The organism is Pseudoalteromonas sp. SG45-3, assembly GCF_014164075.1.
GTDB lineage: Bacteria > Pseudomonadota > Gammaproteobacteria > Enterobacterales > Alteromonadaceae > Pseudoalteromonas > Pseudoalteromonas distincta.
In genome coordinates this window covers 341,024-353,384 of sequence record NZ_JACJEN010000002.1, presented here as the reverse complement: position 1 = coordinate 353,384, position 12,361 = coordinate 341,024, and the positions used below count along the sequence as shown (strand labels likewise).

The 12,361-nt window shown below is 40.1% G+C and carries 11 protein-coding genes; 3 read left to right on the top strand and 8 right to left on the bottom strand.

What is annotated here, in order from left to right; genetic code table 11:
• Positions 1–55: 55 nt before the first annotated feature.
• The 3 genes from H5126_RS04000 to H5126_RS03990 all read right to left on the bottom strand — a co-directional run bounded on the left by H5126_RS04000 (position 56) and on the right by H5126_RS03990 (position 1,655).
• On the bottom strand, positions 56–565 hold the full coding sequence (locus tag H5126_RS04000; protein ID WP_182693685.1) for a hypothetical protein: 510 nt from the start codon (positions 563–565) through the stop codon (positions 56–58).
• A gap of 99 nt (positions 566–664) precedes the next feature.
• Positions 665–1,114: a low molecular weight protein-tyrosine-phosphatase gene (locus tag H5126_RS03995; protein WP_182720546.1), complete on the bottom strand. Its 450-nt coding sequence runs from the start codon at positions 1,112–1,114 to the stop codon at positions 665–667.
• A gap of 34 nt (positions 1,115–1,148) precedes the next feature.
• Complete coding sequence (locus H5126_RS03990; RefSeq protein WP_024606258.1) at positions 1,149–1,655, bottom strand: DUF3087 domain-containing protein; 507 nt, start codon at positions 1,653–1,655, stop codon at positions 1,149–1,151.
• Between the two features lie 156 nt (positions 1,656–1,811).
• Here H5126_RS03990 and H5126_RS03985 point away from each other — a divergent pair, with 156 nt between their 5' ends.
• Genes H5126_RS03985 through H5126_RS03975 form a run of 3 tightly spaced genes read left to right on the top strand, consistent with a single transcriptional unit; the run spans position 1,812 to position 3,673 of the window.
• Positions 1,812–2,441, top strand: a complete 630-nt coding sequence (locus tag H5126_RS03985) for an energy transducer TonB (protein WP_182693686.1) — start codon at positions 1,812–1,814, stop codon at positions 2,439–2,441.
• A 13-nt stretch (positions 2,442–2,454) separates the two neighbouring features.
• Positions 2,455–3,063, top strand: a complete 609-nt coding sequence (locus tag H5126_RS03980) for a sigma-70 family RNA polymerase sigma factor (protein ID WP_182720545.1) — start codon at positions 2,455–2,457, stop codon at positions 3,061–3,063.
• Complete coding sequence (locus tag H5126_RS03975) at positions 3,050–3,673, top strand: hypothetical protein (RefSeq protein ID WP_182720544.1); 624 nt, start codon at positions 3,050–3,052, stop codon at positions 3,671–3,673. Before H5126_RS03980 ends, H5126_RS03975 begins: the two co-directional genes overlap by 14 nt.
• Positions 3,674–3,759: 86 nt before the next feature.
• On the opposite strand, the gene H5126_RS03970 is transcribed toward H5126_RS03975, so the two are convergent.
• The 5 genes from H5126_RS03970 to H5126_RS03950 form a co-directional block, all read right to left on the bottom strand.
• Entirely contained in the window at positions 3,760–5,418 is a 1,659-nt protein-coding gene (locus H5126_RS03970; protein ID WP_182720543.1) for a P-loop NTPase fold protein, read from the bottom strand.
• A 236-nt stretch (positions 5,419–5,654) separates the two neighbouring features.
• Positions 5,655–7,397 carry a potassium/proton antiporter gene (locus H5126_RS03965; protein ID WP_182720542.1) on the bottom strand — a complete coding sequence of 581 codons (1,743 nt, stop codon included), beginning with the start codon at positions 7,395–7,397 and terminating at the stop codon, positions 5,655–5,657.
• 237 nt (positions 7,398–7,634) lie between these two features.
• On the bottom strand, positions 7,635–9,011 hold the full coding sequence (locus tag H5126_RS03960; RefSeq protein ID WP_182720541.1) for a Na+/H+ antiporter NhaC family protein: 1,377 nt from the start codon (positions 9,009–9,011) through the stop codon (positions 7,635–7,637).
• A 191-nt stretch (positions 9,012–9,202) separates the two neighbouring features.
• The gene (gene pbp4b, locus H5126_RS03955; RefSeq protein ID WP_182720540.1) at positions 9,203–10,861 is read right to left on the bottom strand and encodes a penicillin binding protein PBP4B; all 1,659 of its coding nucleotides are present in this window, start codon (positions 10,859–10,861) and stop codon (positions 9,203–9,205) included.
• A gap of 9 nt (positions 10,862–10,870) precedes the next feature.
• Complete coding sequence (locus H5126_RS03950) at positions 10,871–12,046, bottom strand: exo-beta-N-acetylmuramidase NamZ domain-containing protein (protein ID WP_182720539.1); 1,176 nt, start codon at positions 12,044–12,046, stop codon at positions 10,871–10,873.
• Between the last annotated feature and the right edge of the window lie 315 nt (positions 12,047–12,361).

The window sequence follows — 12,361 nt, the reverse complement described above, 5'->3', positions numbered from 1 at the left end:
AAAAAAGGCGCTTTAAGCGTCTTTTTTAATACCAACTAATACAAATTCTACGTAGTTAAAATTCATAACTTACGCTAATTCCGCCATCGGCTCTTTTTTCATTGCTATCGCTTGCTTTACCGTAGCCCACCTCTAGCTCTAATCTAAAACCAGCGCTGTTCAATCCATTAAAGTTGTAGTTGTACGTAAGCCCTATACCATTTGTTGTTTCTTCATCAAAAATACCGCCAATTACACAACCTAGCGTATTAGCAAAGTCAGTTGCTACATCATTAGTTGAACTTTCGCACTCTTGGTCTGTATCTCTTGCACCAATAGCGCCCACAAGTACGCCAAAAGCATGTTTTTTATTATCGCTAACTGCTTGTTCAAAACCGGCAGAAAACCCATCATCAAGGCCTAGTTTATAGTTTGCATACCAGCGCTGTGTGTCGTCGTTAGCCGATAAAGACACTTCAGGAATAACTAAATAAGGATAGCCACCCCCAATCGAAAAACTAACATCGTTAGCAAAAGTAGAACAAGAAGCGATAGATAAAGTGAGTAGTAATATTTTTATTTTCATAAAGTTCCCTTTGAGCAAGTATAAAATGTACTCACTTTAGGAACGCCATGCAATACGACAAAAAGCTCGTTAAATTTAGCTTTAGTAATAAAATAGGGATTAAATTTTAGCGAGTATTTTATCGCTAGCCGCTTCTATTAAATTGAGCACATTTTCAAAGCCATCATCGCCGCCGTAATAGGGATCGGGAATAGCGCTTTGGGCTTGCTCGCCATATTCTAAAAATAGCGCCAGCTTATAGCGTAAATGCTCAGGGCATTGCGCTGTTAAATCAGCTAAATTTTGTGTATCGGCCGCTAAAATTAAATCGAACTCAGTAAAGTCGCTTGTACGCACTTTACGTGAATAAATACCTTTAAAGCTGTAACCGCGCTTCTCCCCTGCTGCCATTGAGCGACTATCAGGCGTTTTACCTTCGTGATAGCCAATAGTGCCCGCCGAATCTACTTTAACGTTAACGCCTAGCTTTTTAGCGCGGGCTTTTAATACCGCCTCTGCGGTTGGCGAGCGGCAAATATTACCTAAACACACTATGAGTACTTTCTTCATTAAGGATCCTCTAACTAATTTAAAAACCTAAGCTTTAAAACTGTTTTAAAATGCTTTCATCGTAATCTTCAACATTAAGCGTTACGTTATGTTGCGCTGCAACAGATTCGAGCTCAGCTTGTTTAATGGCTAAATCGTCCATGGTGATTAGATTATCGTCTAGCTGCCACAATAACCGAGAGCCCGCGTAGCTATAATGAATCGCTAATAACGCATCGGCATTACCTTCACGGCCAGCGGCTTTTAACTTAGCCATTTTACGGGTTATTTTATTAAGTGCTTTTTTAAGCTCCCACACATAAACAACTTCAGTCATAAAGCTATGTGTACGGTATTTATTAAGTAACCACGCAAGCCCAACGCTTGTAATAGCAACGCCTATTAAGTTCCAATGAAAGTGGCTACCACTTTCATCAGGAAATAAAGCAATCAGCGTTTGCGATATAGCCAAGCTGCCTACAGCTAAACCAATACCGCATCCTGCAATAACACGGTTTAAATGTTTACGGTAACGCGCTTTATTTATTTCAATGAGTTGCATAACAGCCTAAAAAGTTAATAAGTAAAAGAATGCGAATGGCTATTGTAACTAAACCCCACATTTTTTATAAAATTATTTCACCCCTTTTTGATTTGCCACCCGTTATAGCTTTGAAAACACCCTAATTGTAGTGGTCAATAAAATTTGGAGCGGCTTATGCACACACTTGAAGTACCTAACAACCCAGTATTTATTAAAACATCGACTGCCGTTATCGGCGGCGCCGCAATGACCTTTGCAGCTTTTGCGTTTATGCAATATTTAATAAGTGGCGAGCAACGCGCACCGGTTAAACCAGGGGGCGATATTATAGTAGAGATTTTTCAAGCACCTGAGGATTCAAAAGTCAGGCATATACAAAAAATACAGCCGCCACCGCCAATGCCTAAAGTGCCGCAAAAAGCCCCACCGCTTGATGCATCAGCGGATCCTGTGTTGGCAATTAGCGACCTTACGCCAGTTACAATTGACGATTTTGGTGGCGACATTAACAATACCATTAATCGCCCTACAGGGGATGCAACACCCATAGTGCGCATAAACCCTAAATACCCAACTACAGCCGCGCGCGATGGTATTGAAGGTTGGGTGCAACTAAGCTTTAGTATTTCGCCCACCGGTGAAGTAATCGACCCGGTAGTTATTAACGCCGAGCCAAAACGCACCTTTGACCGCGAAGCAATAAGAGCTATTAAACGCTGGAAATATCGCCCCAAAGTAATTGAAGGTGTGGCACAATTACAAACAGGTCAAACTGTACAGCTCGATTTTAAATTACAACAATAAAAGCGATGAGCCTATGCTACTAAGTATTAAGTCATGGTTATTTGAAACGCCAAGCAAGGACTGCTTGGCAAGTTACGCAAAAAGTGGCGACAATCGTTACTTAGAGCAGCTTATTGCCCTCTACAGTAACGACTTATACCACTACCTTGTTACACAATCTAATACGCATTTAGCATACGACGTAAGCCAACAAACATGGCTAAAAGTAATCGAAAAACGCCACCTTTACCAAGCCCAAACCACACCAAAAGCATGGTTGTTTAAACTTGCCCGCAACACACTCATTGACGAATACCGCAGGCAACAGCACTTTGTAGAGCTTGACGAAAACACGCATTTAGCAGCACAAAATGATAAAAGCGAAAACAACTTAAATAGTGGTGACTTAACTAGCAAAGACTCGCATATAGGAAGCTCAAACATAAGTTACGAAGCGTTCGACGCCGCCCTAAAACAACTCAGCTTTGTACAGCGTGAAGCCATAACATTACAACAAGAAGGCTTTTCGCTCACCGACATAGAACTTATAACGCAAAGCAGCCTCGAGACCATTAAAACAAGGCTGCGCTATGCCAAGCAAAACCTTAAACGTTTATTAGGAGCAAACAATGAACAAGCCTGATGAGCCGCTTGATCAAAAGCTCACACAACATTACAAAGAGCGAAAAGCGCGCACTACACTTACAAGCACTCAGCAAAAAGCGCTACTTAAAAAGGCCACGCACACAAAGCCTAAAAAGTTCGGCTTTACGCTGCAGCTAACCAGCCTTGCCTGCGCACTGGGTGTATTTTCTTTTATTGTGTTTGATAATAACGATAGCATTAACCACGCGCCAAAAACCGTGCTTAACAGCGTATTTAACACTATAGACATTCACGACTATTCAATTATTAAAACACACGAAATAAACCAAGCTGGTAGCTACGCAAGCTCCATCACAGAACAAAAACACGCACTCGACAGCCAATTAGCTAACGATTTACACCGCCACCAACAACGCCACATAGAATACGGTACGCTCCTAAAGGTAGATAACGACTGGTACATAGCCAGCTGTAATGATGAAGTACTCGTGCAAATTAAGCATTCACTGTTGAGTGATTTAAAAGGTAAACACGCGGTTGAAAGTAATATAAATACCGGTGATATGCTCGCCATGGCGCATAACGGCAAAGGGCAAATTATTGCGCTTAAACATGCGGGTGCTGGGGTTAGGCAATGTGGGGCTTAGGTGGTTTGGTCCAGTCGAGATTGGTGGTAATTTAGATAAATATTACCACCGAGAACACAGAGGCGCTACGCGCTGCACAGAGATAGTTAACTATCGCCCATGTAATCTAATGGTGAGGAAAGCTCTATAAAATCACGATATTGCTCTTTAGTAATTTTGTTGTATTCATCTTTGATATAAATATATTTAATCAAAGACTTAGTCACTTCATACTGATTAGAGCCACTGCCTTCCCTTAATTCTTTATCAGCTTGCTCTAGTTCAGTTAACTTCCTTGTATCTGTCTTTCCGAATACATTGAAAATAAGTAAACTTTCATCAATAAAAATTTTACAAAAAAAACTTTCAATATACTGTTTTAATTTAATTATATTCTCCGTATCTTTGTAGCGATTAACTATACATTTCGGCTCGTTGCTATATAATTTTGAATCAATAAAAAATATAACATCTCTTTCTAAATCTCCGGATAGTATTATTTCTGATAGATGATCAGATAACCTTACATTTCGCTCATTGGTTCCACTGTTAGGCTTTATTCTTTTAAACCTTCCGCTTATGATTTCCTCATAAAGTGAGTGGTCTCTTTCATAGATACAAAATAAGGTGGTTAAAACCAGTACATCAACTTTCTTACCACTTGGTAAATTTGCAATAATGGCCGTAATGCGTTCTGTAATTTGAATAGCTGTTCTTGCTGATACTTGAAACGCATCTAATACTACTGAGATATTAGCTAAAGCAGTTTCTGGCGTTTTTGTGCGAGGGAGTAGCTCAATTTTTCTACTTTTTAGATACGCAGATTCAAATTTAGTTGTATCGCTGTGTACTGATAAAAAATCCTTTAAAACAGGTCGCTTTAAGCTATAGCGGCTATTAAAAAAACGACCTAGGTAAACTTTAGCGTCAAACCCTTCACCATAAATTGATTTGATTGTATGTTGAAGTTGCTCAGTATCTGTTGCTACAACAAACACAATACCTTTAACATCAAAAATATGTTTAATCGCCTCTAACATTTCTACTGCATAACTTGGGCGACAACGATCTAATTCATCAATAAAAATAAATATGGGTAACGACTTACCTTCCTGCTCTTCAAACTTACTTACCCAATCAGCTAACTTAGATTTTATTACTTCAATACTCTTATTTTTAGCTTCATGATCTTTAATTAAGTTTTGTGCAAGCGCCTTTACTGCGGGTGAAAAGTCACTACCAGTAAGCTTATTGGAATTTTGAGTTTGGTCACTATCAATTTCTTCATCAGAAAAAAGTAATGTGTGCAGCTCATCTAAATCGATGCCTGATATTTTTTTAGTTAAACCTTGTGCAATAGCAGGTGCAACAGCCTTAAACATCGAAACGGCACTTTTAGGTATTGTTATATTAAACTTAGCCTGAAGTTGAAGCTGCTTTATAATACCTGCAATTACAGTTAAAAATGGGTCATCTGAATAGTCTTGCTGCCATGCATCAATATATACAACAGGAAAATCTACTATTAATTCTTGTGACCAACGCTTTAGAAAATATGTTTTACCTGCCCCCCATTCAGCATTTAAGTTTAATACATAGTTTTTCTTTTGTTCATCATCAGGCCTGCTTTTGTCAAATCCCTCTTGAGCCAATAGCCTTGATAAGAATGTGGCGTAGCGAGCACGATCTAATTTATCTGCAGGAAAGTACTCACCTACTTTGCAATTAGTTGGCTTATCCCATTTGAAGTCTTTAACCTCAGTCATTTAATGTCCTTTTAAATCGTGATTTTTCACATAGTCTAATATCGAATTATCAACAGCTGCATTTATTTCGGGCTAACGCCCGACGCGCCAGCAAGCTGTACGCCTACAATAAACACTACACATACTTAGCTTTGGGTGTGCTCATTGCATTGGAGAACCGTTAGATTTCGTTTCACGAAACCCAACCTACTTAGCTATAAACATGCTGTCACCATCTAACAAATCATTGTTAATGATTACTGCTTTAAAAGTAGCTTTTCTGGATTGTTTAAGTACTTTAAGCCAATGGTGACTATGCGTGTATGTACCATTGTTATAACGCGTATTTGCACATTACCAATAACAACAATAGCGCCTTTACTGACTTCTCCTGAAAGCTTTTGGTTAATTACTTCTTCCAAGCTTATGCCCTCTGGGGCGTCTATGTGCATATGGTAAGAGTAAAATATATCACCTACCAACGTTACCCCTTTCACTTTAAGTTCGTTATGCGATAAGTGGCTATCTTGGTGGTTTGTTTTATCGGTTGCTGTAAAAACTAAATCAACAAAAGGTCTGTTATCTGGTTTTAAAACAACAAATAAGTGATCGTTTGGTTTTAACTTAGTTGAGCCTCGAGGCGGGATGATTGACGGACCCCGTGTGATCATAGCAACAACCACACTTTCAGGAAGTGCAGCATGTGACAAGCTGCGCCCAGAAACCCGAGAAACGTCACTTAAAGTGTACTCTACAATTTCTATATCAATATCGTTTAGTGCTGTGATTTCGAGCGTTGCAGCAGCCAAATCAGGTGGCGGCTCTACTAAATTTAGTTTTTTAGCCATCCACGGCATTGTTGAGCCCTGTAACGTGGCTGAAATTAACACTACGAAAAAAACGACATTAAAAATAAGCTCAGCCCCTGAAAGACCAAATAGTAATGGGAATATAGCTAAAATAATGGGTACTGAGCCTCTAAGGCCAACCCAAGATACAAACAAAGTTTCGCGATTGTTAAAACCAAACAGTTTTAAAATAGGCGCTACCGCTAATGGGCGAGCAACAAAAATAAGTGCCAGTGCAATAAGCAACCCTTCTAACCATACATCAACCAACGACGATGGGTTAATAAGGAGCCCTAACACAACAAACATGGTTATTTGCCCAAGCCATGCTAAGCCGTCATGAAACAGAAAAATACCGCGTTTATATACAAATTTGCTGTTACCTAAAATAACACCCGTTATAAATACAGCTAAAAATCCACTGCCGCCGAGCGTTGCAGAAAGGCCAAAAGAAAGCAGTCCAAATGCGGTTACCATCACTAAATACAAACCCGATGCATTTAGTTTAATGCGATTAATAAACCAAACCGATATTTTACCAATTAAAAGACCACAAATAGCGCCAACACCCATTTGTTGAGCAAATAACTGTAGTAGACCCAGCCCTACTGGCATGTCATTAACGAGCATTTCGAGCAAACCAACCGTTAGAAAAATAGCCATTGGATCGTTCGATGCACTTTCTATTTCAAGGGTCGATTTAAGCTTTTTGTTTAAGTGAATACCCGCACTTCGTAAAAGTGCAAACACGGCTGCGGCATCTGTAGAGCCAACAATGGCGCCCAGTAATACACCTTGTAATATGGGTAGGTCTAAAATATAAGTGGCCACAAGGCCTGTAATTACAGCGGTAAATAACACCCCGATGGTTGCTAAAGCAGACGCGGGTTTCCACACTTGTTTAATTGAACTGGTGGGCGTTTGTAAGCCACCATCAAATAGAATAATAGCAAGCGCTAGAGTACCCAGAGCATGTGCGGCCTCTGCGTTGTCGAATGAAATACCTGCAATACCATCTTCACCTGCGAGCATACCTACAAGTAAAAATAGCACCAGCACCGGTAAGCCAACGCGTGCAGATAACTTGCTCGAGATCACTCCAAGTAAAATTAAAATGGCACTAACGAGAATGATATTATCAATTACAAACATAGTGTGGGTTTACAGCCTTATATGAGTTAAAAAGTAAGAATTTATAGCTACCAAAAAGCTTAAAGCTCATGCTATACAATAACCTAAAAAATATAAATACGGGTACTTAAGTCAATATTTAAATTGTTTATTTAATAGCTAGAGCGTCGTTAAGCTTGGTATTACTAGCCTCGGTCTTAATTTAAAAACAAAAAAGCCTGCAATAAGCAGGCTTTTGAGTATTTAAATAATCAAATTTTACAAAACAATTATGCTTGTTACTAAGTACGCTAAAAACGTAAGGCCACCACCAAATAAGGCATACGGTAGCTGCGTTTTAACGTGGGTGAGTAAGTCACACCCCGATGCAATAGCCGATACAGCGCTGGTGTCGGATATAGGCGAGCAATGATCGCCAAATATACCACCACCCAAAATAGCACCAACAACAAGCGACGGCGGTAAACCTAGCGCTTGAATAAGTGGCACACCAATTGGGATTAATATAGCAAAAGTACCCCACGATGTACCTGTAGTAAACGACATTACCGCGCCAGTTAAAAACAGCACAGGTACGATTAAGTAAATAGGTAAGTAGTCGCCAACAAGTGATGCTACAAATACGCCAGTGCCCAACTCTTTTAAGCTTGCGCCGAGTGTAAGCGAAAGCAGTACAATGGCGACTAATGGCATTAATTCGCCCATACCTTTAAAACCGGTATCAACTAATTGATGATGCGTAAATTTACGTGAGCCAATCATTAAAAAGTAAGCGACAACAATGGCTAAAACCGTTGCATATAATACTGATTTAGAGCCGCTGCCCTCTGCTAATACACCATTTCCGGTGTAATACATAAAGCCAACCATGCTGGTAATAAGCGTAATAAGCGGGATTAACATGTAACGCGCTTTAGAGCCTTTTACTTCTTCTTTTAAGTCAGTTGTTTGAAGCTCTAGTTTTTGTTCGGCTTCTTTCATTGGGCCATGCACTTTATCAAACGCGATGGTATAAAAAACAATGGCAAGGGTAATTATGGCGTAAAAGTTATACCCTACGCTGCCCCATAACACCGATACAGCCGACTCACCTAGCTCGTAGTTACCTAACAAACCAAGTACAAACGCACCCCAGCCATTAAGCAGTATTAAAATACACACTGGCGCACTGGTGCTATCAATAATGTACGCTAGACGCGCTCGGCTCATTTTAAATTTGTCGAATAAGCCACGCGATAAAATCCCTGAGGTAAGTACGCTCAAGTTAGATTCTATAAACACCGCAATGCCGGTAAACATGGTTAAAAAGCCCACTTGGCGCTTACTTTTTGCAATACCTTTGTTCATTAACATATTAACAGTTGCTGCAACGCCGCCAGATTCGCGAATGTAGGCAAGCAGTGCACCAATTAAAATACTAAATATTAATATGCGTGTATTACCTGGCGAGCTGGCAACCGAAATAATACGTTCTATGGTATTTAAAAAAGTGTCAAACAAGCTATTACCTTCGCCCTGAAAAGCAAGTAAAAACTCAGAAGAAGCAACAGCAACAAGTAGCGCCATAATCACTTCTTTTCGCCAAAACACGATAGCAATCGCAATTAGCGGCGGTAAAATAGAATACCAATGCATAAAAAGTTAACCTTAATTATTAGCGAGCCACTCTCGCTTTGTACGCGTTTTATCGCTTATTTGTTAAGCCTAGCAGCATAAACTGGCTTAGATTTGTAAACCGCTTAGCTTAATGGATTGCCTTACTCAAGTCACCTGTAAATAAATCACTTAGAGTAATGCTGTTAGTACGTTTTAACCTATACGATAGCTTATTGATTTAGTAGCGCTTCATAAATAAGCGACACTACCGAACCGTACTGCGCGGTTTCAAATTGTTTACCTGTAAATTCGTAACGTTTTAGCGAGCCTTTAATTGCACTATGGCGAGCATTGGTAAGTAAAATAATAGCTAAATCGTAAGCGGGGTCAACTACGGTCACTGTCCCCGTCCAACCTGTGTGCCCATAAGCCTGCGCGCTTGCATAAGGGCCAAAGTGCCAGCGCCTTGCTTGGTTGTTACCAGCAAGCCTAAAGCCAAGCCCGTAGGTTTCATCGCTTGATTGCGGCGTTAAAAATTGCGCTAAGGCGCTTGCACTAAATAATTGTTGGTCGCCGTAGCCACCATTATTTAGTAATAGCTGGCAAAGCACGGCTAAGTCGTGAGCGTTACTAAACAACCCTGCATGCCCTGCTACGCCATCAAGTGAGTAGTAAGCGCGCTCATCATGCACTTGGCCTTGTAAAACAGTGGTACGAACATTATCAAACTTAATGCGCCCGTCTCGTGTGTTGCCGCTAAGCTCAGTGGCTGCAAATTGCTGCGGCTTAAAGCCTTTTTTAAGTGGATTAAATAACGTGTTAGTTAATTTTAATGGCGCGTACACTTGCTGCTCTAGGTATTCGTCAAGGGGCTGCCCAGTTATGCGCTCAATGAGTACGCCTAAAATCATGTAATCAATATCTGAGTAAACATGCTGCCCAGATGATTTACTACTAAAAGGCACGCTGGTAAGTAATAGCTGTTTAGTGGTTTTACTGTTTTGCGAATAAAACGCGTCGCCGTAGCTGCCATCTTTACGATGAAAGTCAAATACTGGCGGGTATCCGGCGCTGTGTGTGAGTAAGTCTTTTACTGTGCGCTTTGCTCGCCCTTCGCCTTTATATTCGCTTAGGTAGCTTTGCACGGGTTTATTAATATTTAACAGCCCTTCGCTTACTAATTTCATAAGTGCAAAGTTTGTGGCAAATATTTTGGTGTTTGAGGCAAGATCAAACAAAGTATTAGTTTGCATGGGCTCTGGGCGTAGTAGCATTAAATCACTTTGCTGGTATTGCTTTGCATCGCCATAGGCGGTTAATTTTATTAGCTCGCCATTTTTAACAACGGCCAGCACAGCCCCAGGAAAACCTGCTTTAACATCGCGTTCAATTAATGTGTCTACTTCAGTAAAATCTATATGCTTTTTTGGTTCATCGCTTAAAGTAGGAAATGCAAAACGCAGCGTTAAACTTGCGCCAGCAGGGAGAATATTTTCAACTTTAAAGGTATTAACACCGTTGTGAGTATTTTTTGCCAAACTGTAATTGTATAAGGTGTTGGCGCTTAGTTGGTTAACGTCGAGCTTGTTATTATTAATGTAAATATCGGCGCTTTGTGCGTTATGGTTTTGTATTAATAATTGCCCGCGCCCTTTGTAAGCTTTAAACGTTCCTCGGTTATTTACATAAAACCGGCTACTTGGATTTACCTCAGGAAACGTTACAACCACTTGTGCATTAGGCAGCTCTACAAGTTGGCTTTTTGTAAGTGGTAGCACCGAGCTAATAGGCTCAGGTGGTGTACTACAACCCACAATAATAAAGCTCAATGCCACTATAAAAGCTTGTTTGATATAACCATACCTTTGATATTTTACAGCAATAAACATGCTTAGCCCTTATTTATATAACAAGTAAGGCGCTCTTTGCGCTTTAAATTGCGCAAGCCCCGCCTGCCAGCTTTGTTTTATTTGCGCTTCTGATTGCCCTGCTTCAATAGCTAAGCGCAATTTATTAGTACCCGCTAGTTTATCCATAAAGTCAGCGCGCTCAAAAAGCGAGATGTTATTTTTAGTAAGCTTCGTGTACGCATTTATTAAGTAAGTTAAATTTAAACCTGTGATATTTGCTTGTCTTAAATCGAGCCCTTGCACGGTTTGGTTTTTAAATTTAGGGTTTAAAGCAGCGCCTTTAATTGCGCGCGGTGTAAAATTAAAATCACCTAATGCTACTGGCGAATAGCCAATTACTTGAAATGCAAAGTCGGTGCCTCTACCAATGCTAATAGGCGTTGCTTCAAAAAAGCAAAGTGATGGGTAAAGCGCAATGGCTTGATCGTTAGGTAAGTTAGGGCTGGGTTTTACAGGCAAGCTGTAAGTACTTTTGCGAGTGTAATGATCAACAGGGATCACCGTTAATTTTAAATCGGCCGCTTTATTGATCCAACCCTCGCCCTTGATCATTTTGGCAAGTTCGCCAACGGTCATGCCGTGTAAAACAGGAATTGGGTGCATGCCTACAAACGATTTAAATTCTGACTCTAATATTGGCCCATCAACGTAGGCAATATTTGGATTGGGCCTATCGAGTACTAAAAATTCTATCCCCTGCTCTGCAGCGGCTTCCATCATGTAGTGCATAGAGCTTATGTAGGTATAAAAACGCACTCCCACATCTTGAATGTCAAAAATAATGACATCAACATCGGCTAAAGCAGCTTGGCTTGGTTTTTTATTTTTACCGTAAATAGAAATAAGCGGAATACCAGTTTTACCATCAACAGCATTTTTCACATGGGCGCCCGCATCGTGATCGCCACGAAAGCCATGCTCAGGTGCAAAAATTTTAGTTATGTTTATGTTTTTAGTCAGTAGAGTATCTACTAAGTGAGTTTCCCCTACGCTTGATGTTTGATTAACGACTAGCCCTACACGTTTATTTTTTAACTGCGGTAAATATTTAGCATATTGCTGCGCACCTACTACAAGTGAGTTATTAACTTCGTGGGCGTGCACGCTTGCAATAAAAATGGCGCTAAAAATAAAAAACAACGTAATAAATAGGGTTTTAAACATACTGCAATATCCTTTTAAACAAGGCGTTTAAAATAACATAGGTAATAATAAAGAGCAGCTTTAGAAAAGGGTTAAGTGGGCTTGAGTAGATATAGTGATTAGAAGCTGTCGCTTCTCACGCGAGCAGGCTCAGCGTCTACAACGGATAAATAAACTCGAAGTTTAGATTTAAAGATTAGGGATAGCTTTACTTGAAAATACCACCTCTCATTTTAAGCTTAAAGATCGTATTTAACCTTCTTAGAGCTAAACGCTTCTAGTTATTTAGTTTCTTGGTCAATGAACCACTTAAAGATCTATTATACAAAGAGAAGC

Coding starts and splice junctions, on each gene's coding strand:
- H5126_RS03965 (WP_182720542.1), bottom strand. CDS start 7,397: ATGTTTGTAATTGATAATATCATTCTCGTTAGTGCCATTTTAATTTTA.
- pbp4b (WP_182720540.1), bottom strand. CDS start 10,861: ATGTTTATTGCTGTAAAATATCAAAGGTATGGTTATATCAAACAAGCT.
- H5126_RS03970 (WP_182720543.1), bottom strand. CDS start 5,418: ATGACTGAGGTTAAAGACTTCAAATGGGATAAGCCAACTAATTGCAAA.
- H5126_RS03990 (WP_024606258.1), bottom strand. CDS start 1,655: ATGCAACTCATTGAAATAAATAAAGCGCGTTACCGTAAACATTTAAAC.
- H5126_RS03995 (WP_182720546.1), bottom strand. CDS start 1,114: ATGAAGAAAGTACTCATAGTGTGTTTAGGTAATATTTGCCGCTCGCCA.
- H5126_RS03950 (WP_182720539.1), bottom strand. CDS start 12,046: ATGTTTAAAACCCTATTTATTACGTTGTTTTTTATTTTTAGCGCCATT.
- H5126_RS03975 (WP_182720544.1), top strand. CDS start 3,050: ATGAACAAGCCTGATGAGCCGCTTGATCAAAAGCTCACACAACATTAC.
- H5126_RS04000 (WP_182693685.1), bottom strand. CDS start 565: ATGAAAATAAAAATATTACTACTCACTTTATCTATCGCTTCTTGTTCT.
- H5126_RS03960 (WP_182720541.1), bottom strand. CDS start 9,011: ATGCATTGGTATTCTATTTTACCGCCGCTAATTGCGATTGCTATCGTG.
- H5126_RS03985 (WP_182693686.1), top strand. CDS start 1,812: ATGCACACACTTGAAGTACCTAACAACCCAGTATTTATTAAAACATCG.
- H5126_RS03980 (WP_182720545.1), top strand. CDS start 2,455: ATGCTACTAAGTATTAAGTCATGGTTATTTGAAACGCCAAGCAAGGAC.